This window comes from Bartonella sp. MR30HLJHH, from assembly GCF_042194195.1.
Taxonomy (GTDB): domain Bacteria; phylum Pseudomonadota; class Alphaproteobacteria; order Rhizobiales; family Rhizobiaceae; genus Bartonella; species Bartonella grahamii.
Genome location: NZ_JBHIMO010000010.1, coordinates 22,378 through 45,280, shown reverse-complemented (window position 1 = coordinate 45,280; position 22,903 = coordinate 22,378). Strand labels below are relative to the sequence as shown.

Genomic DNA, 22,903 nt, shown 5'->3' with positions numbered 1-22,903 from the left:
TTACACCTTCGGCGCGGGCTCTCCCGACTTTCCAGATCTGCCTTCTTCCTTTTACGGTCCTTAAAGCCTGAGAGATTATGGGCTATTTCCCCTTCGGCGGCAATGCGAAAATTCGCAATCTGCACTCTCCCGCAAAAGAATGAAAGAAACGATAACGCTCTTTCCAGCATGCCCTAACCTATAACCTATCTTTATCACACTGTCATTAGTAAAGTGATGAAAATGTTCTCATTTTAAAACTTGCGTAAGCTGCTTCAAAAGATTTATAATAGTGTCCTTTTTAACCTTACAAAAATTGCAAGGAACACATTTTAGGAAATTTAAGACAAAATCAAAAGCTGTAAACAAAAATACCTCTTGAAAATCATGCAAAACGTCACACACTAAAAAGATCGCAAAGCAATATTCTTTCTCGCGCAGTTCAACCTTAAAGATAGGGTTTCATATTCTTTTTTTAGAATAAGGACTTCAAGTATTTTATAAGTATGATTTTAATGTACAAGAAGTAGGTTTTCTGCTTTCTCAATAGTGTCATAAATTGCGACTATTTACAGACTAAAACTACCGAACAAAGGTGACAAAATACTCATGAAAGCTGGTAATATCTCTTACAATTGCGAAAATGATCTTCCAAAGCAAATTGCCCTTTTTCCTTTAGAAGGTGCACTCTTACTACCCGGCGGTTTTTTATCACTCAACATTTTTGAACCAGAATCACTTGAAATGATTGAAAACGTTATGGTAACTGATCGTCTATTGGGCATTATTCAACCACTTTCATCGAACACAGACCGCTTCTCTACACAACTTTATAAAACAGGCTGTATAGGGCGCATTACAAACTACAGTGAAACAGGAAATGGACAACTGTTCATAATCTTACAAGGTGTTTGCCGCTTCACCTTAGAACAAGAATTGACAAACACAAAATCCTATCGAACAGCTCTCATCCAATCAAACATAAAAGACTTGCAAGAATTTGATGTTGAAGAAAGCATTAACCGAGAGAGCTTACTCGACGTTGTAGAAAAATATCTAACCATACATGAAATGGAATATAATTGGAGCAGTATCATAGAAGCCCCTACACCTATATTGGTTAATGCTTTTTCAGCTCTTATCCCCTTTACACCAGCAGAAAAACAAGCTCTCCTTGAAGCTCCAGATATTGAAAGCCGTGCCCAAACTCTTCTTGCATTAACAGAACGCTCACTCATGAAACAAACAGGTACAGATTACCGTTTAAACTAATAAACGTCAAAACATGAAAAAAATGACCACAGACTCCAAAATGCTCGAATTGCTCGTTTGTCCAATAACGAGAGGCACACTCTCTTACAACCGAAAAACACAAGAGCTCATTTCTCTCAAAGCCAAACTTGCCTATCCTATTCGTTATGGCGTTCCTATTATGCTTGCCTCAGAAGCACGCCCTTTGCAAAACAATGAAAAAGTAGCGTATAAAAAATAAAAAATCTTCGTTCATTTTTTTCTGGAGAAAGCTGTTATTAATCACTGCTCTATGAAAAGCTCTCTTTTGCTCATGCAATCTTTTTAATATTGGTATTTTAAACGCTAATCCACCACACGCCAGCACCAGCATTCTCTTTACCAACTTCCCTCTTTACCAACTCCCAATGTTATACTTACTCTAAAAAGTCTTTTGCTTCTGAATGCGAAAAGAAACTTCCGTTTTTATACAAAATAAATGGATAAAGTCATATAGTTACAATTTTAAATATATCCCATAATGATCACCAAGAAATTGTCCTAAATTTCATCAAAATAAAGGGATGCATTGCAACAGTTGCATGTAAACTTTGCAAAAAACAACCAAACCAACTGCTGTCACTCTGGTTGACGATTTAAAGAAATTACCCTATGAATGAGACTTGTGTTTTTGGTCGTATACGCGACGATCAAATAGGGTCTGGAAGCCCGAAAAACTCAAACTAGAAATAAAACCGCTTTTTGCGGATATCCCGGAATTTCCGGGGGCTCTTGTTATGTCCAAGTGCTCTCAGCACTAAAAGCAAGAGGCTGTTTTGAGTCAGCACTTCCAGACCCCGGAATACTAATGCGAGGGCGCTCGCAACCGGAGGGGGAGCAAAGTGCGAGCCAAAAATTTACATTTTTACGACATTTCTTTAGGCAAAAAAATTCGCTTTAGAAGAAACGTCATGGGTTTTTCTCAAAAACAATTAGGGAGTCATTTGGGCGTAACATTTCAACAAATTCAAAAGTATGAGAAAGGTTTAAATCGCGTAAGTGCAAGACGTTTACAAGAAATTGCCCATATATTAGATGTTCCCGTTTCCTTCTTTTATGCTGATAACACAAAAAAAGAAGATCCCCTCTATCATTGTGATGACAGAGTAGAAAGCAAAGCAGAATATTTACTTTTGAAAAGTTTCAGAATGATGACCCGCAAAAAACAAAGGGCTATTTTGCAGTTGATTTCTGGTGAAAAAAATGGCCCCTTATTTTCATAAATTCACTGAAAGGACAATCAACGTCCCTAATAACATTGAATAGAATTTTGACTGTCTCCCCACACCTCATGAGAACGAAAATTCTTAAATCTAATCTGATCTGTAAATAGTCCGAATTCTAACGAGTTTAACTGAGTAATAGCGCTTTGATTCATAATGATATATCTAACGTTATGTATATTGAATAAGTGTCTCGAATATCATAAAATTCTTTCATTTCAAACTTGTTCTATATTGAATCAATCAAAATCACTTATTTGCACACTACAAGCAAAGTTGGCGTGTGAGTAAACGTGTGAGTAAAAATGTACAAAAAAGGCATATCTCTTAATTGAATCGTCTCACATACCAAGAACTGTAGCCACATTGAGTGCTGGAAAAATATATGATGATGCTAACTTACTCTTTTTTTAAACATTAAACATGGAGGTGTTCAACGGCTTTCCACTCATATAATCCACTTGAAACAAAAAGCCCGCCAAACAAGCCTAAGAATATTCCCACGCACTAAAAAAATACTTAAATATATCAAGAAAGCTTAAAGATCTTATACCACCATACTTCAAATGAAGATATTTTATAGCATAACAGGATTAAAGTAAAAAACAGACACAAAAAAACTATATGTATAACTTTCATAAGAATTTATTTATATAATGGATACTTAAGTTTATCCTGTTGTGCCATAAATTCTATCATTTAAGGTATGAGAATATGAAGCATGCATACCTCCTTAAAACATTCAAATGTTTTTTAGGTGCCAAATGTTTTTTTTAATATTTTTAGGCTTGCTTGTTGAGCCTTAAGTTTCAAGTGAAAAATGAGAAGCCGCTAAAAGTACCGCTAGAATCTGGCTGTTTACAGACTGAATAGGAAGCTTCGCTTTTAAGGGCATAGGGAGAAGATCAAATACTTCAACACTTAACAGATAAGGTATTAAAAGACAGATAAAGTACTAAAAGATTCCCCCAACGCAATACGTAATAGCATCCTTAAAAAATTCAAAAGTGTGAAGGTAAACAATTGACAGAAGATATGGAATTCACTTAATTAAAGTGCTCTCTAAAAGAGATAACAGTTTAGCGTACAATATTCAATTTTTCAATTCTGAAAGATTAAAAAGACGTATCATTTGAAATAAAACAACTTATTGTGCTGCTGATGGTGATTGATGTGTACAAAATTGAGTTGTTGAAAATCAAAAATATAATTTAATGATGTTCCTTGACCAACTCACTCTCTCCTGAGTATAGCACTGGGAATAAACGTGGAGAGACATGAGGAGTATATAGAAAATGAGTTTTAAAGTTGCAATTGTCGGCGCAACCGGAAATGTTGGTCGTGAAATGCTTACAATTTTAGAGGAACGTGGTTTTCCTGCGCATGAAATTGTCCCTCTAGCATCACGACGCTCATTAGGACAAGAAGTTTCTTATGGAGATAAAACTTTAAAAGTAAAAGCACTGGATACTTACGATTTTTCTGACACAGATTTTTGTCTGATGTCCGCGGGAGGAAGCATTTCCAAAGAATATGCTCCTAAAATCGCTGCCGCTGGCTGTGTCGTCATCGATAATTCCTCCACGTGGCGCTATGATTCCAATGTTCCGTTGATCGTCCCTGAAGTCAATGCCGAAGCTATAAATGCCTTTTCTAAGCGTAATATTATAGCAAATCCTAATTGTTCAACAATTCAACTGGTCTTAGCTTTAAAACCTCTCCATGATGCTGCAATCATTAAACGTGTTGTTGTCTCTACATATCAGTCGGTTTCTGGAGCTGGTAAAGAAGGAATGGACGAACTTTTCGAACAATCACGTGCTGTTTTTGTTGCTGACCCAATTACATCAAAAAAATTCACTAAACGCATTGCCTTTAATGTCATTCCTCATATCGATGTTTTCATGGAAGATGGTTATACAAAAGAAGAATGGAAAATGACTGCTGAGACGAAGAAAATTCTCGATCCGAAGATTAAATTAACAGCCACTGCTGTTCGGGTCCCTGTCTTTATCGGTCATGCCGAAGCTGTCCATGTTGAATTTGAAAAACCACTAAGCGTATCTGAAGCACAAGCGCTTCTCCGCGATGCTCCCGGTTGTCAGCTTATCGATAAACACGAAGATGGTGGCTATACCACACCTTATGAATGTACCGGAGAAGATGACACCTTTATTAGCCGTATTCGTGAAGATATCACCGTTGAAAATGGTTTAGCTTTCTGGGTTGTCGCCGATAATTTAAGAAAAGGAGCAGCATTGAACGCAGTTCAAATTGCTGAATTGCTCATTTCTCGTAATTTGATAAAACCTAAGTCCGTAAATTAACGCCCTGTCCGAAAGGATGAAGAGCCCTAGCCGGTCTGTCAAAAGTCCGGCTTCTCTTCAGTAGGATCTTCCCCTGCTGGAGATTCATATCACCAGCCTAAAGGACTGTAATTCGGGATATTGACAAATTTTACTCTGAATATCCATAAATACCTCGCCACCTTAATTAATCATCGCCGCCTTAATGCCATTTTACAGTACAATAGGATCAGCAGCATAAGCGTTTTTTGCTTCATGCTGCTGATCCTTTTTATCATTCCGGTTGTGAAATTAACTTTACCCTTATCGAGCAGGATAAGTCACAACACGGTAACGTGTTTCATTACGTTCAAAATTTTTATAATTGACATTGTCAGGAAAGAAGGGATTATAAGCATTTACGTGCTTTACAGAAACTCCTTGTGCTTTGGGCGAAGGATTTAAAATTGTCCGTTCATCTCTTTTTTTGACACCTGTAGAATCGATAATCATATCTGTTCTGTAGAGTTTTTGTATGTTTTTCCGTGTTTTTTGAATCGCCGGAAGAGCTTTAAAACCAGAAACAACCTGTTTTACTTTTTCTTTTTTTACTTTTGGCGATTTTCTCATAGCATTTGGCTTTACTGGCATCTTTGTAAAAGCAACGGTAGGAACATTGTTGACATTGACATAACGTGCAGATGCCCAACCAACCTTTCCGTGATAACCAAGAGAGCACCAAGTTTTATTGGATAGACAGCCATAAATTTGCACTTTTGCTCCCATTGGAACCATTGTGATTACTTTATAAGCTGTCGCAGGGCCTGTGCGTAAAGATACCTGACCTGATGCAACACGAGCAACTGTTCCTGCAATGGTTCCAGCTTCCGCGTGAGAAGCAGTCACAGCCACCCCCGACGCTCCCAAAGCCCATAAAATCATTGTTGTTGATAAAAATTTCTTTCTTAACATTATTTTTCTTCCTCTCTCAAAACATGTGAAGGGCAAAATTTCGCCTTTGCAAAAATTTGCCGCGGTTAAATCCAATGATCAGCAACCTTTATTTCCCGCCCAAAAGCCCCCTCAATATTGCAACAAAATCTCTCTTTATTCCCCTTATTCCCCCTCTACACGAACACGGCCTTTTGATCTTGATTGCGCAGTATGCTCCTCATAAATTTACAGCTAAAGCATCATTTGATTATCTGGTCCTTCAACCAATCGTCCCTTAAAGAAGTTTTTAAAGTGCTATTGGTTCCCTCAACAAATGATTGCAATAAAAGAATTGATTACCTAAATTACAGAGAATTTCAGAGAATGAATGATGATAAGCCCCCAAAATACTAAAAATAGAAAGAAAAATAATACTCTTTTAAAAATAAAAGTGATTGAATATTCTCTAAAGCTTGTATAACTTTAAATCTTCCTAAAAAATACAGAGTATAAAAATACAGAGTATATTGAAACTTCCCTCAAAAAATCTCTTGGAAAAGAAAGTTAAAAGTACATGACATTAAAAATTTTTTCTCGTAGTCGGATTATAGGATTATTCCTCTCTCTCTTTGCACTTTTTTTATCTACGGTTTTTGTCATGGCTACAGACAAATCAAAAATCAAACTTGGTATTATGGAAGGGCGGGATGCGATTATTTGGAAAACTGCTGCTGAACAGGCTAAAAAAGCTGGTTTAGATATTGAACTCGTTTATTTTTCTGATTACGCTTTGCCTAATGACGCTGTCAACGCAGGAGAGATCGATGCGAATGCTTTTCAGCACGCTCCTTATCTTAATGAACAAATGAAACAACGTGGCTATAAACTTTCAATTGTCGGCTATACATTTATTGCTCCAATCGGTGTTTATTCGCACAAAATCAAAGACTTAAAAGATCTACGTGATGGTGCACATGTTGGTATTCCAAACGACCCATCTAATGGTGGAAGAGCCTTACTTCTTCTCAATTCTTTAGGTCTCATTAAGTTAAAAGACCCCCATAATATTCTTGCATCTCCACTTGATATTATCGAAAATCCTAAAAACCTGCAAATTCGTGAGCTCGATGCTGGTATGTTAGGGCGAGCTATTGACGATTTTGATCTTGCAATTATAAACACAAACTGGGCTATTGTTTCCGGATTAAACTTCGAAAAAGATGTCGTCGCATGGGAGAGCGCAAAAAATAATCCTTATGATAATATCATCGTTGTACGCACGAGCGAAAAAGATGAGCCATGGGTTAAAAAATTAGTTGCCGCTTACAACAACGATCTTATCCGTGCAAAAATCAAAGAGATTTTTGGCAAAACCGCCCAAACTTCTTGGTAATTGTGCCAAATATCCGAGTAATTGTGAATGGAAAAACCTACCCTTATCTCCTTAAAAAACATCAGCCGTTGTTTTAACAAAACGGCTGGTGTTCCGGTAATTAATAATCTCTCTTTAAATATCCATGCTGGTGAAATCCTTGGGATTATTGGGCGCAGTGGAGCAGGAAAATCAACACTTATCCGCTGTTTAAATGGGTTAGAGAAGATTGATGCAGGGTCCATTTTTTTTGAAGGTGTTGATATTTCAAATCTATCAGAGATAGAGTGGGCGCCTTACCGTCAACGAATTGGGATGATTTTTCAACATTTCAATCTTCTCTCATCGCAAAATATTCTTGATAACATTGCATTGCCGCTTAAATTAAGTGGTGTAAGTAAAAAACAACGCCACAAACGTGCCCTTGAACTGATTGAATTGGTTGGGTTATATGGAAAAGAATATTGCTATCCGGCACAATTGTCAGGGGGGCAAAAACAACGCGTTGGCATTGCTCGTGCGCTCGCTGCTAATCCTAAAATATTGTTATCAGATGAAGCCACCTCTGCTCTTGACCCTGAAACAACACAATCTATTCTAGAGCTCCTTGCTGATATTAATAAACACCTCAATCTCACGATTGTGCTCATCACCCATGAAATGGAAGTTGTGCGCACCATAGCGCATCGCGTTGTTGTTCTTAATCAGGGGAACATCGTAGAAGAAGGACGTGTGAAAGACATCTTTACATCACCGCAAGACGATACAACCATAGCCATGCTCAAGCTTGTCACCCCGCAACTTCCTGAAAAATTTGCGAAAAATCTCAAACCAATCGGGCGAGAAGCTGTCATTGAAATCAATATTGCCGGTGAAATTGCCCAGCAGCCTTTTCTTCATCTTCTAGAAAATGAGAGTGGTTTAAAAGCACGTATTTTGCATGGTGGCATTGATACAGTTCAAGATGAAACCATCGGGCGACTCTTCTTGGCTCTTCCTGGAGAAGATAAAGAAGCTTTAGAAAAAGCTGTTCAATGGTTAACGAAAAAAGGACGATATTGTGAGGTGTTAGGCTATGTTTAATGTTCTGTCTCATGAACTTCCCCAAGCTGTTATTGATACAATATTGATGACACTTAGTGCTTCTTTTATGGCATTTATTATAGGACTTCCCCTTGGTCTTCTTCTTCACACAACAGCACGCGGGGGGATTTTTTCCTCATCTCTCATCAATCGCCCTTTAAGCATGATCATTGACAGTATTCGTGCCATTCCCTTTATTATTCTTGCATTTTATCTTCTTCCCGTTACGCGTATCGTTGTAGGAAGAGGGATAGGAATGCCTGCTGTAATTTTTATACTGACCATTTCAGCTATTCCTTTTTATGCACGCATGGCGGAACTCTCTTTTAAAACCGTTGAAAACGGTCTCATTGAAGCGATCCGCTCTATGGGTGCAAGCCGTCTTCAAATTATCAGACATGTTCTTATTCCTGAAGCTCTCCCTAGCCTGATTACAGGTTTTACAGTCATGGTCATTTCTCTCATAGGAGCCACCTCACTTGCTGGATATCTTGGTGGAGGCGGTTTAGGGGATATGGCAATCCGCTATGGCTATCAACGCTATAATACCTTCATCATGACCATTGTCATCATTCTTTTGATCATGCTCAATATTATAACCCAATGGACTTCTGATAAAATCGTACAAAAACTTGATAAAACAAAACATTAAAAGACTTAGAATTTCACATACCAGTATCATCATCCTCTTTGCCACTTTCCAAGTGCAACAACCCTTGGTTATCGAAAACGTTCATAAGAGATTAGGAACTTTTTTCTTAAACCGTTTTTATCTCTCCCCATCCGTTTGTAACATGAAAGAAAATAGTTTTAACTGATTGAATATAAAAGGAAATGAAATGAGAGATCTTACAATATTTGAAACTCTCTCTTAACATAAAAATGATAAATTATCATGTCAAATTAAGACATTGGTCACGACCTTTCCCAACCTTAGACAACATATTGAATAAGAACTCTGAATACCGTAAGGTCCTCTCATTCCCAATTTGTTCCATATCGAATTAATCAAAATCTCTCGCTTGCATGTTACAAGCAGGAAGAGCCGTGTGAGTAAAAACTATACAAGCAAGGAAGGCGTGCCTCTTATGAATTGTCTCAAGCACCAAGACCTGTCTTAACATTGGGTGCTAGCATATAAGGTGCTAGCATATAATATGATAGTACCGGTTTTCTTCTTCACAAGCATAAAGATATGGGGTGCTCAATGGCTTTACCGTTATACTATTCACAGGCGCCATTGCGAAATGGGTGTGACGAGCGTTGAGAGATGTTTCTTTAAAATAAGCCCGTGAATTAGCAACGCAAGTATATTCCATTTGAAACATTCTGTTTATGTGAGGGCTATGATCCCATTAAAGAATGCTATAAACAAAAGCGTGAGGCAATGCACTATCTTCACCAAGAAACTCCTCTTCAAAAAGATCTAGGAAAGATAGCAATCTGCTATAGCTATCAACGCTATGATAGCTCCAGCATATCTATCACCCTATAGATTATTCTCAATATTATCATTGAAGAAACTTCTCATAGAATTGTACAAAAATTTTATAAAATAAAGTACTCAAACTAATCTAGATATTGGAAGATTTTTCCCCCATCACTGCCACAATAAGCCACTGAGCCGTAAGAGCTGGTTTTTTTAACTGTTCAATTTCTACCGTAACCCCATAATGGAAAACCACTCGACCAGAAGGGCGAATTTCTGCATCATCTAACACAAAACGCGCACGTACCCGTACCCCTGTTTTCACAGGACTCATGAAGCGTACTTTATCGAAACCATAATTAATCCCCATTGTGCTCCCCTCCAACTCTGGAAGTGCCTCATAAGCGAGCGTAGACAAAAGCGATAATGTTAAAAAACCATGAGCAATTGTGCCTCCAAAAGGTGTCTTTTTAGCCTTTTCCTCATCAACATGTATCCATTGATGATCATCTGTAGCGCATGCAAACTGATTAATCATATCCTGTGTAACAAGACGCCACCCCGATAATCCCACTTCTTTCCCAATAAAACTGGTGACATCTTGTACTGCTATTTTTTGCTGCATAACGCTATTCCTATTTTATTTGATAAAAACAACCACCCCTCTTGCTTTTATAAAATCCATTGATTAGAGCATCAAGAATAAAAGATTAATTGTCTTAAAAGCAAATGCACCTTATGAATGAGAAAAGTTCTTTAGCAGAATAGTTTTCAAATGGGAAAAAAGAATGGCAAGCAATGTGAACCTAACAGGTTTAGCGCATGATTTGAAACAACGTGCAGAAAAGCATCCCCCCATCCGTATTGGACTGATTGGTTGTGGTGAAATGGGCACAGATTTATTATCAAGTATTGCGCATATGGATGGTATAACAGTCGCTGCAGTAGCCACTAGGACGCCGTCACGTATTTTTGATGCCGCTACAATAGCCTATGGCGAGGATGGACATGTCTGTGAAGTTGAAAATACTTATGCTCTCACGCAAAGCATTGAAAAAAATTTGATTGCAGCAACAGATGATATTAACCTTGTTTTACGTCATGAACAAATTGATATTATCGTTGATGCAACAGGCTATCCCGAAGCAGGAGCAGAAATTGGTATCAAAGCGCTTGAGAATAACAAACATCTTGTCATGATGAATGTTGAAGCAGATGTTACAATTGGCGCTTATCTCAAACATGAAGCAGAAAAACGAGGGCTCATTTATACACTTGGTGCCGGAGATGAACCAACTTCTTGTATGGAACTCATAGAATTTGTTTCAGCCCTTGGACATAAGATTGTTGCAGCAGGTAAAGGAAAAAATAATCCTCTGCGCTTTGATGCTACACCTGATGCTTACGAAGAAGAAGCATTCCGGCGTAATATGAATGTGCGCATGTTGGTTGAATTTATTGATGGTTCCAAAACGATGGTTGAAATGGCAGCAATTGCCAATGCCACTGGGCTTCTCCCCGATTGCCCAGGAATGCATGGACCACAAGCGGCACTGCAAGATCTAAACAAAGTGCTTATCCCAAAACAAGATGGAGGCATTTTGCAGCGATATGGTATTGTAGATTATTCAACAGGCCAAGGTGTTTCCCCAGGTGTCTTTGTCATTGCAGAAATAGCGCACCCACGTTTACGCGAACGTATGGAAGATTTAAAAATTGGTCAGGGGCCTTATTTCACCTTTCACCGTCCCTATCATTTAACAGCAATGGAAGTTCCCCTCACCTGCGCACGCGCTATGCTTTATGGCAAAAAAGATATGGTTCCTCTTAGCCATCCCGTAGTAGAAGTCTGTGCTGTTGCTAAAAAAGATTTACATCCAGGTGATCAGCTAGACTTTATCGGTCTTTATACTTATCGCGCTTGGATAATGAACATCGCAGAAGCACGCGCTCACCACGCCATTCCTTGTGGTCTTTTAGAAAAAGCAACAGTAACAGCTGCAATTAAAAAAAACGAACTCATTACAATACATAATACTGCTATTCGTGAAGATCAATGGATTGCGCGTCTTCGTGCTAAACAAGACCTTTTACTTCATGTCCCTTCTTCCGCTAAGCTATAAACACTCCTTAATTACCCTACTTAACAGCATCTTTCCCTGACACGAAAGAACAACCCAGAATACACTTGTATCGCAAATAAAAGTATTTATCTTTTAATAAAGGCATTTTCAACGATGCATATCACCACTTCCCTCTCACAATATGACGCGTAAATGCTACAATATAAACCACCCCATGAGATGGCATAAGATTCATTGTGTATCACTATCTTTACTCTATAAAGATACAAACCGGCATCATCATTTTATTTGTCAATATTACGACAGCTCTTGAGCCTTTGAGATGATTCATGAGAAGAATTTTTACCCTTTTTTTAATAATCTTATCCATACACGAACGCAACTTGTTCATGCTTTTGATGGATTTAACATAAACAAATTTGAAATGATAAAATATGCCTTTGATGAATAATCTTCATATGAGAGAAGGTAAACAATATTAAAAGGCTGATAAAGATAGTAAGTATACTAGCCATATTACTAGGAAATAACCATAAACTGTAAAAAATGAGGTTACACTATTTTGTAAAAAAACATAAATGTAGGACATTGAAGTTTAATAATGTTAATAAAAGCTACATTTGGTATTAATAATAGTGATTATTCCATCCAATACAGTATAAATAAGTTCAAATATTTATTTTTTCAAAATCATGAAATGAACAAAAAAATCATCGACAAAGCCGATGAGCTTTCTACTAAAGTGTAGTGAATATTCCCCAAAGAGATACAACAGCACCTAATACATCCCCAACACATAAAGAAGCAAGAAGTGATATAATACCTATTCCCCCCCAAAAGGCTGCACCTGAAAAGGCAGCAGTTTTTTCAGCTTTCCCCAAAGCAATAGCATCTTGTTCCTCAACGCCTTGAATAACAGCTCTATCCACAGCTCTATCCACAGCTCTAATAGCTACATTTTTTTCTAGTGTAGAAATAGTAACTGCCACTCTCTCTTGAAATTGATTTTTTACAAAACTTGCATTTCCTTCTATAGTTTGTACAAAAAAAAGAATAAATAGTGTAAAAGTAAATGAACATACACGATTTTTAAATATTTTAAACATAGCTTTCTTTGCTCCTCTTTTTCTTCACTGAAAGAATATTCACATATATAAAAACCATAACTTATATTTAATATAAATACACATATAAAATATTATATGTAATTATATTATATAACACATTACGTACTGCATGTAAAGACAGAAAAACAATAAATGATAAAAATCATTTATTACTTTTACACTATGATAAATAAGATCATAACAGTAATATCGTGTCATTGTTATTGATCTAATTCAATATAATAAAAATTTGTCAAATTTCTTATTATAATAAATATTATAAAAATAAATTCATTTGAAAAAAATACATAATAGAAATTCTATAAATAATTTAAAATGTAATTAAATTTTAAAGCACTATAACATTAAAAACTGTCAATATAATAATATATAATTGTCTATTATTTCAATAAACATAAAAATAAAATTGGTAGCGAATAAAAACCTCGATCTAAGACAAATCTATCCTAATAAATAAACCTTAAAATAGTGTATTATTTTTCTATAAAACAGTTATAAAATGTAAAAAGAAATCAAGATCTCTATTTTCAAATAGAAAAGATGTTAAAAAATGATTCTCAATTTTTACTGATATATAAAGAAAAATAGCGCATAGCATCTTTAAAAAGGCAATTCAGCCCCCTTTATCTCATACAGCATAAAGAACTCAAAATATTGGCTTTCAAACCCAACAAAACAAACGCATAAAATAAGTAAATCTATCAGATTTACAAAAACATTATAAGCAACACTAGAGCACCAACAAACTACCTAAAATTAAATAAAAAGAGAATCATGAAAACTGATATTGAATGATAAATTTAGCAATCGATCATTTTAATAGAAGGATACTAATCTATAATAATAATTTATTGTTTTGCATGTTGAATGAGAGGGCTGATTATTATAAGACTCTCTTAATTTTAACTCTGTTTATATTGAATCAATCAAAATTTTTCGCTTTCAAATCACAAAAGAAAACGATGTGTGTGTGTAAACACACTTGAAAAAAGGAAAATATCACTTATGAGATATTTTAACTATCAAGCGCTGTTAACACAATATTGAAAACTGGCAAAGTGAATGGTGGTGTCGCTTTTTACTTTAAAAGTGTAAATATAGTGAAGTACAATAGATTTTATATTATGAGGATTTACCGTTATACCCTTCACGAACAGCGTCGCAAAATAGGCTTGGATACCTTAGGAAAGGTTTCTTTAAAACAAGCATACCAATGTGCAACACAATGGCGTTCTGTTTATCATGTATCCAACGGTGTTTCTTCTTGAATCATCTTATAAACTCATCGAGCTCTCTGAGACTACAAGTTTATCTTACGTGAATCCTTCCCTTTATATTCATTTTTTCTCATGAACACTAAAGTCTAGTAAGACACTATCCAAAGTAAAATCAATCAATAAATGTAATATACAGATACTTGAATTAAGAATTAAGAATTCCTGATTGCAACAAAAGTCTGTACTATTGCAATAATAGAAATACTTTTGTAATCCTCGCTCCATAGTAAAAAGAAGAATCTGCATCAGAAAGTCTTACCAAAGATAGCTATCTTTAGAAAACTCGCCTCATATTACAAAAAAATTGAGTTGGCTTTGCTCAATAAAAGCTTCACTATTGTTTAACAAAGCTCTCATTTTTACAGCATCCATATGTGATGTAAAAAGACGCCTATTTGCGTTTTTCTTATAGATAGATTAAATTGTGACAACACTTTTGATCACTTTATCTGTGTTAACTTCTCTTTTGGGCAATAAATTATGGTATCTAACACGCCTTTCCTTGCTCTTTTACCTTTGGGCGCACACGAATATCACGGAGAGCACCTTCCCTTCGAAACCGACTGGATTATTGCTGAAGCTTTTGCAAAAGCCCTCACTTTACAAACAAAAGAGCAGTTTCATATCGCACTTTTACCGGTTGAAAAGATTGGCTATTCTATAGAACATATGGATGTTACAGGCACACAAACGCTCACCTTTTCCGATGCTATTGAGCAATGGATAAGCATTGGTGAGAACTGCTATCGCAAAGGAATAAAGCGTTTTCTTCTTCTCAACGCCCATGGAGGCAATTCACCTTTAATGAGCATTGTTATCACCGAATTACGGAGGCGTTTTTCAATGCTTGCAGTAGCAACAAGTTGGAGTCGTTTTGGTTTGCCACAAGATCTCATGGAGCCTTTTCAACAGCATCTTGATATCCATGGAGGTTTTATCGAAACCTCTCTCATGCTCTATTTAGCACCGGAAAAAGTTCATATGGAAAAGGCAACAAATTTTCATAATAAACAAGCGGATATAATTGCCAACTATCAGTATTTACGCGCCTATGGTCCTCATGCCTTTGGCTGGACAATGCGTGACCTTAACAAACAAGGAGCAGCAGGCAATGCAAGTAAAGCAACACCGCAAGCCGGTGAAGCAATTTTCTCTCATGTTCTTTGTGGGCTTCGTGGTTTACTTGATGATATCAATCGATTTAAAATAAACACGTTTCAATAAAAAGGCATGAACCATGGAAAAGACGCAAAACACTCCCACAAAACTTCCTGTTACGGTTCTCACAGGCTATCTTGGATCAGGAAAAACCACTCTTCTCAATCGCATTCTCAGTGAAAATCATGGCAAACGTTATGCCGTCATTGTCAATGAATTTGGTGAAATTGGTATTGATAATGATCTTATCATTGAATCAGATGAAGAAATTTATGAAATGAATAATGGTTGTGTCTGTTGCACCGTGCGCGGCGATCTTATTCGCATTCTGGAAAGTTTGATGCAACGTTCTCATCGATTTGATGCGATCATTATAGAAACAACAGGGCTTGCTGACCCAATCCCCGTAGCACAAACTTTTTTTATGGATGATACAGTCCATGAAAAAACCGCTCTCGACAGTGTTATCGCAGTCGTTGATGCAAAGCATTTTTCACACCAACTTAAAAAAAGCCGGGAAGTTGAAGAGCAAATTGCTTTCTCTGATATTGTTCTCTTAAATAAAATTGATCTTGTCAGCGAAGAAGAACGTGCACACGCGCAATCGCTCATTCTTGCAATTAATCCCAGAGCCATAATTTACGCAACAGAGCGCGCTAACATCCCTCTTGATAAACTCCTCAATCGAGGTTTCTTTGATCTCCAACGCACTTTAGATAATGATCCCCATTTTCTTGACCATCAGCACGCAGACCATGTCTGTGGTCCCGATTGTAATCATGATCATGCACATCACCACAAATCCACCATTCATGATATTACAATAACCTCTGTAAGTTTAAAAACAGGTGCCCTTCAACCAGAAAAGTTTTTCCCATGGATTCAACAGATCACGCAACAACAAGGTCCCGATATTTTGCGTTTAAAGGGTATTATCGCATTTCAAGGAGACGATGATCGTTATGTCATTCAAGGCATACACATGACCCTTGAAGGACAGCACCAACGTCCATGGCGTGAAGATGAAAAACGTGAAAGTCGACTTGTTTTTATTGGCCGCACCCTTGATGCCGAAAAACTGAGAACGGGTTTTAAAAATTGTGCATAAGCGAGTAACAATGCCAAGCATTACCAATTACAATTTACAAAATTATTGTCTTTCCTGCGGTTTTATTGATAATAAACCAGCTTTTCTCTCGGTCGAAGGTTCCATTGTTTTTTTAAACCCAATCCCACAAATCTTTGAAGTTCACAAAGGAATAATTTCAAGCCATTTTTCCCATGACAATACCGCGATCATCACAGGTGGAGAAGACGGAAAGGTCTGTCAAACAACAGCAGATGGTCATACAAAAGTACTGGGCAAGCAGGAAGGCAAATGGATAAGCAATGTTGTATTTGGACCACGGAAAGTTTTTGCCTTTTCCTCTTCACGTATCACACTGGCAAATGTTGGCAAAGAACTGCAAGAGCTTATACATGAACGCAGTATAGAAGGTCTTGCTTTTGCTCCAAAGGGGTTGCGCCTTGCCGTTGCCCATTACAATGGTGTTACCCTTCATTGGTTATCAACGCAAACATCTCCCACCACATTGGTCTGGAAAGGAGCACATTTTGGTGTCACCTTCTCACCAGACAACCGCTATGTCATTTCTACCATGCAAGAAAACGCCCTCCATGGCTGGCGTCTCACTGATAATCAGCATCTCCGCATGAGTGGCTACCCAAGCAAAGTCAAAAGCTGGTCTTGGAGCGCGAAAGGAAAATGGTTAGCAACATCCGGTGCATCAGCAGCCATTGTCTGGCCCTTTCATACAAAAGATGGCCCCATGGGAAAAACACCATTAGAACTGGGCACACGAGCAAATGCTCTTGTCAGCACCGTTGCATGCCATCCAAGCGAAGACATTGTAGCAATAGGCTTCAATGATGGAATGATTTTGTGTGCACATTTTCACGATGGAAAAGAGGTTCTTCTAAAAGGCTATGGAAAAAGCGCCATTTCAGCGCTCAACTGGGATCAGACAGGGCACAACCTTGCCTTTGGTAGCGAAAATGGTGAGTGTGGTATTATCAACATTTCTGTTTAAGAAAAAAACAACCATCACAGCTAAAATAACCGCACAATCCTCCAGAAGTAATTGCGCATGAAACCCATCTTCCTTACCCCTATTTATTAACGAAGAACAATCAAATAATGTATATTACAAACTTCTTAAAATAAAATAAATATAAGATAAATAGTTAACTTAATTATTAATATAACTCTTATATACTTATATATAAATTATTCTATATTTAATGGACAACTAAAAATGATATTGTAATCTACCAGAAAAGCTCATTCCAGAAAACCCTGCTTTTGTCAGTCTATGCTGATAATTTATATCTCCATGAAGTACAAATTTCGAAGATAATTTGGCATTAAAACCAAGACCCGCTTCTAAAGAAGAACCCAAAAAACCTAATTGGAAATCGTTTTTAAAAGAAACAAATTGCTTATCTTCAAAACTATGCAAATAAGAAAGCTTACTATAAAAAGAAACGACACGTCCCTCTTCAGAAACATTAAGTGTCTTGCTTAAACGCCCACCAACACGCCCCACCCATTGATGAAATTTTCCTAAATCAACATCAATATTATCAACATCATGTGCCGGATTAAACTGAAGATGCTGATAAACAACCTGAATCTGCGGATCAAAAATAACACCTTTATACCCTGTTGCAAACGTTCTGCCACTTGTTAAAGAACCGCTAAACTGTTTACCCTTTAACGCTACAACCTTGCCCCGTGCTAGTGTCAAAACATCTCCCTTAAAAAGTCCATACGATAATACTCCATCGATATAAAAACCCGTATCATGCTGTAAACTTCCATAGGCTCCAACAGACCATTTATCAAATGCGCTTTTTTTGCTTTGTTCAACATCCTGTGGGTTTAGAGAGAGGTTTCCATAGTTCCCCAAAGCCCCAAAGAATGTACGACTGTATAAACTCTCAGTCTCGTTTAACAAAACACCTGCTTCCAATGCACTATAATTCAGCTCAGCGTTATAGCCATATTCAAAAGCAGATAAATTGGAAGCATAATGATGACTACCACCATAAGCATGCAGAAAAAAGGCTGGCTTTTCATCATCCTTCCAAGAGGAATGAAAAGCATTCCGCATTGTCTCTACCTTCTTATTTTGCGTGGTCATATCCACTAAACCAGCATGAAATAAGGTATTTGGCAAAAGAAGATAAGTTGGCAATTGAGGAACAACAGCTCTAATTTGGAGATTAGACTGAACATTAAGCGACACAGGAAGATTAGACGAAGGATCAACAGAATCAGAAGACGTAGAAGACGCAGGTGTGGCAGATGTCAATGACGTAGGAAGTGGATCGGAAGGCGAAGGGGGAGGATCAACAGGGTCAGAAGATGTAGAAGACGCAGGTGTGGCAGATGTCAATGACGTAGGAAGTGGATCGGGAGGCGAAGGGGGAGGATCAACAGGATCAGAAAGTGTAGAAGACGCAGGTGTGGCAGATGTCAACAACGTAGGAAGTGGATTGGGGGGCGAAGGAGGAGGATCAACAGGATCAGAAGATGTAGAAGAAGGCGAGTCAGACATCAACAACGTAGGAAGTGGATCGGGGGGCGAAGGAGGAGGATCAACAGGATCAGAAGATGTAGAAGAAGGCGAGTCAGACATCAACAACGTAGGAAGTGGATCGGGGGGCGGAGAATCTAAAGGACGAGATAATGAAAACGAAGCCGGTTTAATAAATGGACCATTATAAGTACCTATTCTAGAAGAAATATAGATACCTTCAAGACGGAAATCCCAAAAATCCCCCTCACCTTCCACTAATCTTTGCTTAATATCCGCTTTTCCAAAGGGCGAATTCGGACCATAACCACGAATACGATATTGATAAGGAAAACCTTTCACTGTAGTATAACTATCATAACCATTGGCGAGTTGAAAAGAACCTGCCTGCGCTGTTCCAGCAACTTGAATAAGTGAAATGCTTTGATCTCTTCCATCATAGACTTCTTTATTTGCAGCTTTTGGAAAATTTCGCACATGAATGAATGTCGTTCCAGAAACATCACCAGAAATCAATATACGATCAGTTTTTTGAGGATCAAACAAACCCTCATCACTCAAAAATGCACTCAACTTAATCTGAGCATTTCCCTCAGCACTGTAGACTTTTTTATCTTTTGATGCGAGAATTCTATCTCCTGCGTCTATATCCGCCCTTTTTCCAATGCGTAGCGTTTGATAACCATTCGATATATCTTCATCATTAAAGATCAGTGTACTATTGGAAAGACGTAGAGAAGAAAGTGATGAAACAGATTCCCGTAAACCGTTGTATTTACTTTTAGTAAGATACCATGTTGAATAGTGGGTTAACTCTAAATCAATAGTTGATTTATCGTCAACACGCGTACCTCCTGTAAGAGAAGAAGCACTTGCTTTCACCAATAGAGAAGAGTTATTTTTAGCTTTTAGCAACAAATCACCAGAAATCTTTGTTTCATCAGATAATTCAAGAATACCTTCAGCCCCATAGCCTCTATTCCCCTTCGCATAAATCGCAATACCATCTAGAACTGTCATATTTGTCTGTGATAAATAAACAAATGCCTTCCCCGTGAGAACTTTTTGGATTTCTAAAACTTTTTCATCATCTCGTTGCCTAATCATCTTAGCAAGCTCTTCTGGAGCTAAAACATTAAAATACAAACCATGTACTCCATCCCCTTTCACAGAAATATTATTTTTTTCTATCTTAATACTTGTATTCTTAAAGCCATCTGGCGAAACATACTTTTGAATTAATTTGCCATTATCGTCTACATAACCTGAAAAATTTTTAACCAAGAATCCATGCATATTGTTAAGATGAATAACATTTTTTTTCAAATGAACATCCCCCCCTTGAAAAACCTCAAAAGCTTCAGGCAATACCCCCATAGCGCCATTACCATCTATTCTAGCTTCCTCCCTCCTTCCTTGCCCCGTAATACACATAGTATCAAGAATATAGCACCCCCCAAACCGAGTTGAAAATGAGCCAATCTGATTAAAATTAACGGTACCTTCTGACATTCTAACCATTGCATCAAAACCACTCATAATACCGATCCCTTTTACCTTCAAATTATCTGGTTCAATATCGATATTCACACTCACTAAAGAAATATCCGTTTCTTTCCCCCATGCATAAATAGCATGTGAAGCCCCCTTAATTTCCCCTACTGTCATGCTAATAACTGCATTTTGAGCACGAAGAGCAGGTATATCCTTAAAATCGGCAGCTGTTAGATTAAGTTTTCCACCATTTCTTACATACGCTCCATAGGCAGATATTTTATCTGAATTATCGCCATAAACTGTTATCTGCGAGGCATTAACAACAGTGCCAGCTTTTTCTACATATATAGCTGCAATAGGCGCAACCTCCTGAGAATTTTTTAAGTAATAAACTTTATTTGCGAGAAAGTGTGTTTTTCTATCATCGCATTTATAAAATGCCTCTCCTGCATCACTTGAAGATCCTGCAGCACTAACATAAGTAACCTGCAAAAAATAAAGAATAGCTGTTGTAAAGTTACACAAAAATACATGTCTTTTAAATACATAAACCATAACTCTTCCCGACTCCTATTCCCCTATTTTTATTCATTTAAGAATAATATCTATATTTAAACTAACAAAATTATTAAAATATAATAAATATAAAACTAAACACCTACTTTTAATACTTAATATAACAATATATACTTATATATACGTTACTATATAGTTTATGTATAGCTAGAAATGATAGTGTAATCCGCCTGAAAAAATGGTCTCTGAAAAACCAGCTTTGCTAATTTGCTAAGACGATGTTGATAAGTTACATCTCCATGCAATGCAAAATGTGAGGACAACTGAGTATTCGACTCAACTCCAATTTCTAGAGAAAAACCAAAAGCCCCTCATTGGAATTCATCTCCAAATTGTACACGTTGTTTTCCTCCAAAACTATTGGCAAGATGAAGCTTGCCATTGAAAGAAACAACAATCCCCTCTTCAGAGACAGAAAGCATCTTTCTTAAAGACCTACCAACACACATCACCCACAAATCAAGTTTTCCATTTCAATATCAAAACCATCAATATCAGACACCTTATCAAACCGCACCTTTTGATAAATAACCTAAACCTGCAGATCAAAAATAACCCCTAACTATAATTGTAACAAATATGAGTGTTCAGAAGAATCTGAAGACATTTAAATTAACGACATGACCTTCGGTCATGAAAAAAAAGCTTATAAAAAATAGAGAAAGGCAGAAACGAACTATCCCCTTTATGTCCTGTCATAAATGACTTACCCGCACTCAAAGGTGTTCCTCTTCAATGTTGTTGTCTTGCCTCTTGCTTGCATGAGAACATCCCCCTTAAATAAACCATAGGAAAAAAGGACATCTATACAAAAGCCTGTATCATGCTGCATGCTGCCATATGCTGTAATAGACCATTTATCAAATGTACTTTTTTGCTTTCTTCAAGATCTTGAGGTTGTAGAGATTTTTTTTCCATCATTCCCCATTATTCCAAAGCTCAAAGTGTGATGTATATCCTCAACGCATTGAACAAGACACTTGCCTCTATAGCGTTATAATTCAAATTTCCGCCATAGCCATATTGAAGCTCAGGTGGTCAGAAACATAATGATAACTTCCACCGTAACCTCGCGCAAAAAGTGCGGGATTTTTTACCATTTTCCCCTAAAGCCCCAGCAGCGATACGCAATGTTTCCAGCTGTTTTTTGTGATTGTTTATATCCATCAAACCAACCTGAAACAAAGCATCATGATCAGCTAAAACATTATTATGATGAGTATAAGTGCTTAAAGAACGAGACACATCATTTTCTAACCGAATATGACGCAGATGAGAAAGTTTCTGAACATATTCAACCTCAAGTCGATAATTCCAAAATTTCCATTATACTTAATATTTTTCTCTTTAACGGATTCATTCCCACTTTTTACCTGTCTATGAGAAGAATTTGGACCATTAGCACGAAAACACTATATCGATAAGGCGCTCCTCTTAAAGCAACATAATCTGTTGCCAGTTTAAAGGCATCCTCCGCAACCTTTCCATAAACCTGAACAATTGAAACACTGAGACTATCTTTTTATCGTCTTTTTGCTTACCTTTGCTATGGTTCTTTATTTTTTTGAAGCCACTAAAACATCGACAATATGCATCTTAGTTTTTCCATAAACATCACCATAGATTAAGAAGTTTATCAGCTTTTATTCCCTTGCTTTTACCATTTGCAGCAAGATGTGCATTAACATATAAGCGTGTGTCCCCCTGCAACGTAAGCATAATCTAAACCATGATCATCATCCAATCTCCTAATACGAAGTGTCTAAAAAAATCATTTCTTGGTTTTCTGAAAAAAATAGAGGTTGTAAGAGAACACACACACATGGCATTTTAATACTTTAATCATAATTTAGTCTAAACTTTCTTTATTTTATCTTTATAAAAAACTGAAAAGACAGACCTGGTTCATACACTAATTATTCTTATTATGTGTTGTCCACATAATTTGCTTTATATTATATATGAAAATCAAAAATCAGAAAAATAATACA

Annotated in this window: 17 protein-coding genes, 1 pseudogene and 1 riboswitch; of the genes and pseudogenes, 12 read left to right on the top strand and 6 right to left on the bottom strand. The window is 37.0% G+C overall.

Going from position 1 to position 22,903, the window contains the following annotated elements:
- Positions 1 to 44: 44 nt before the first annotated feature.
- Positions 45 to 142: riboswitch (glycine riboswitch) on the bottom strand.
- 446 nt (positions 143 to 588) lie between these two features.
- The 4 genes from ACFIKR_RS06650 (at position 589) to ACFIKR_RS06635 (ending at position 4,819) form a co-directional block, all read left to right on the top strand.
- A complete protein-coding gene (locus tag ACFIKR_RS06650) occupies positions 589 to 1,251 on the top strand; it encodes an LON peptidase substrate-binding domain-containing protein (protein WP_375644963.1) in 663 nt (220 codons plus the stop codon).
- 13 nt (positions 1,252 to 1,264) lie between these two features.
- Positions 1,265 to 1,471 carry a Trm112 family protein gene (locus tag ACFIKR_RS06645; protein ID WP_375659308.1) on the top strand — a complete coding sequence of 69 codons (207 nt, stop codon included), beginning with the start codon at positions 1,265 to 1,267 and terminating at the stop codon, positions 1,469 to 1,471.
- 640 nt (positions 1,472 to 2,111) lie between these two features.
- Positions 2,112 to 2,492 (top strand): helix-turn-helix domain-containing protein, encoded by a 381-nt coding sequence (locus ACFIKR_RS06640; RefSeq protein ID WP_375659307.1) that lies wholly within the window; start codon positions 2,112 to 2,114, stop codon positions 2,490 to 2,492.
- 1,295 nt (positions 2,493 to 3,787) lie between these two features.
- Positions 3,788 to 4,819, top strand: coding sequence for an aspartate-semialdehyde dehydrogenase (locus ACFIKR_RS06635; protein ID WP_375644965.1), 1,032 nt, complete (start codon positions 3,788 to 3,790; stop codon positions 4,817 to 4,819).
- 282 nt (positions 4,820 to 5,101) lie between these two features.
- On the opposite strand, the gene ACFIKR_RS06630 is transcribed toward ACFIKR_RS06635, so the two are convergent.
- Positions 5,102 to 5,749: an SH3 domain-containing protein gene (locus ACFIKR_RS06630; protein WP_375636454.1), complete on the bottom strand. Its 648-nt coding sequence runs from the start codon at positions 5,747 to 5,749 to the stop codon at positions 5,102 to 5,104.
- 535 nt (positions 5,750 to 6,284) lie between these two features.
- On the opposite strand from ACFIKR_RS06630, the gene ACFIKR_RS06625 reads away from it, so the two are divergent.
- From ACFIKR_RS06625 to ACFIKR_RS06615, 3 genes are read left to right on the top strand one after another with little or no spacing between them, the layout of a single operon-like run.
- Positions 6,285 to 7,103, top strand: coding sequence for a MetQ/NlpA family ABC transporter substrate-binding protein (locus tag ACFIKR_RS06625; RefSeq protein ID WP_273788251.1), 819 nt, complete (start codon positions 6,285 to 6,287; stop codon positions 7,101 to 7,103).
- 27 nt (positions 7,104 to 7,130) lie between these two features.
- Positions 7,131 to 8,165, top strand: a complete 1,035-nt coding sequence (locus ACFIKR_RS06620; protein WP_015856779.1) for a methionine ABC transporter ATP-binding protein — start codon at positions 7,131 to 7,133, stop codon at positions 8,163 to 8,165.
- Positions 8,158 to 8,817, top strand: coding sequence for a methionine ABC transporter permease (locus ACFIKR_RS06615; protein WP_015856780.1), 660 nt, complete (start codon positions 8,158 to 8,160; stop codon positions 8,815 to 8,817). Before ACFIKR_RS06620 ends, ACFIKR_RS06615 begins: the two co-directional genes overlap by 8 nt.
- A gap of 922 nt (positions 8,818 to 9,739) precedes the next feature.
- Here ACFIKR_RS06615 and ACFIKR_RS06610 read toward each other — a convergent pair.
- Positions 9,740 to 10,219, bottom strand: coding sequence for a MaoC family dehydratase (locus tag ACFIKR_RS06610; RefSeq protein ID WP_375636453.1), 480 nt, complete (start codon positions 10,217 to 10,219; stop codon positions 9,740 to 9,742).
- A 163-nt stretch (positions 10,220 to 10,382) separates the two neighbouring features.
- On the opposite strand from ACFIKR_RS06610, the gene ACFIKR_RS06605 reads away from it, so the two are divergent.
- Positions 10,383 to 11,717 (top strand): NAD(P)H-dependent oxidoreductase, encoded by a 1,335-nt coding sequence (locus tag ACFIKR_RS06605; RefSeq protein WP_375647641.1) that lies wholly within the window; start codon positions 10,383 to 10,385, stop codon positions 11,715 to 11,717.
- 698 nt (positions 11,718 to 12,415) lie between these two features.
- Here the strand turns inward: ACFIKR_RS06605 and ACFIKR_RS06600 are convergent.
- The gene (locus tag ACFIKR_RS06600) at positions 12,416 to 12,784 is read right to left on the bottom strand and encodes a hypothetical protein (protein ID WP_375659306.1); all 369 of its coding nucleotides are present in this window, start codon (positions 12,782 to 12,784) and stop codon (positions 12,416 to 12,418) included.
- A gap of 1,145 nt (positions 12,785 to 13,929) precedes the next feature.
- On the opposite strand from ACFIKR_RS06600, the gene ACFIKR_RS06595 reads away from it, so the two are divergent.
- From ACFIKR_RS06595 to ACFIKR_RS06580, 4 genes are all read left to right on the top strand, one after another.
- The gene (locus ACFIKR_RS06595) at positions 13,930 to 14,073 is read left to right on the top strand and encodes a hypothetical protein (RefSeq protein ID WP_375659305.1); all 144 of its coding nucleotides are present in this window, start codon (positions 13,930 to 13,932) and stop codon (positions 14,071 to 14,073) included.
- 489 nt (positions 14,074 to 14,562) lie between these two features.
- The gene (locus ACFIKR_RS06590; protein WP_375659304.1) at positions 14,563 to 15,306 is read left to right on the top strand and encodes a creatininase family protein; all 744 of its coding nucleotides are present in this window, start codon (positions 14,563 to 14,565) and stop codon (positions 15,304 to 15,306) included.
- Between the two features lie 13 nt (positions 15,307 to 15,319).
- Positions 15,320 to 16,348 (top strand): CobW family GTP-binding protein, encoded by a 1,029-nt coding sequence (locus ACFIKR_RS06585; protein ID WP_375659303.1) that lies wholly within the window; start codon positions 15,320 to 15,322, stop codon positions 16,346 to 16,348.
- Between the two features lie 10 nt (positions 16,349 to 16,358).
- Positions 16,359 to 17,330, top strand: a complete 972-nt coding sequence (locus tag ACFIKR_RS06580; protein WP_375659302.1) for a WD40 repeat domain-containing protein — start codon at positions 16,359 to 16,361, stop codon at positions 17,328 to 17,330.
- A gap of 219 nt (positions 17,331 to 17,549) precedes the next feature.
- On the opposite strand, the gene ACFIKR_RS06575 is transcribed toward ACFIKR_RS06580, so the two are convergent.
- The 3 genes and pseudogenes from ACFIKR_RS06575 to ACFIKR_RS06565 form a co-directional block, all read right to left on the bottom strand.
- The gene (locus tag ACFIKR_RS06575; RefSeq protein ID WP_375659301.1) at positions 17,550 to 20,891 is read right to left on the bottom strand and encodes an autotransporter outer membrane beta-barrel domain-containing protein; all 3,342 of its coding nucleotides are present in this window, start codon (positions 20,889 to 20,891) and stop codon (positions 17,550 to 17,552) included.
- Positions 20,892 to 21,059: 168 nt separating this feature from the next.
- Positions 21,060 to 21,471, bottom strand: a pseudogene (locus ACFIKR_RS09660) (autotransporter outer membrane beta-barrel domain-containing protein); the annotation flags it as partial.
- Positions 21,472 to 21,950: 479 nt separating this feature from the next.
- Positions 21,951 to 22,157, bottom strand: a complete 207-nt coding sequence (locus ACFIKR_RS06565; RefSeq protein WP_375659299.1) for a hypothetical protein — start codon at positions 22,155 to 22,157, stop codon at positions 21,951 to 21,953.
- Between the last annotated feature and the right edge of the window lie 746 nt (positions 22,158 to 22,903).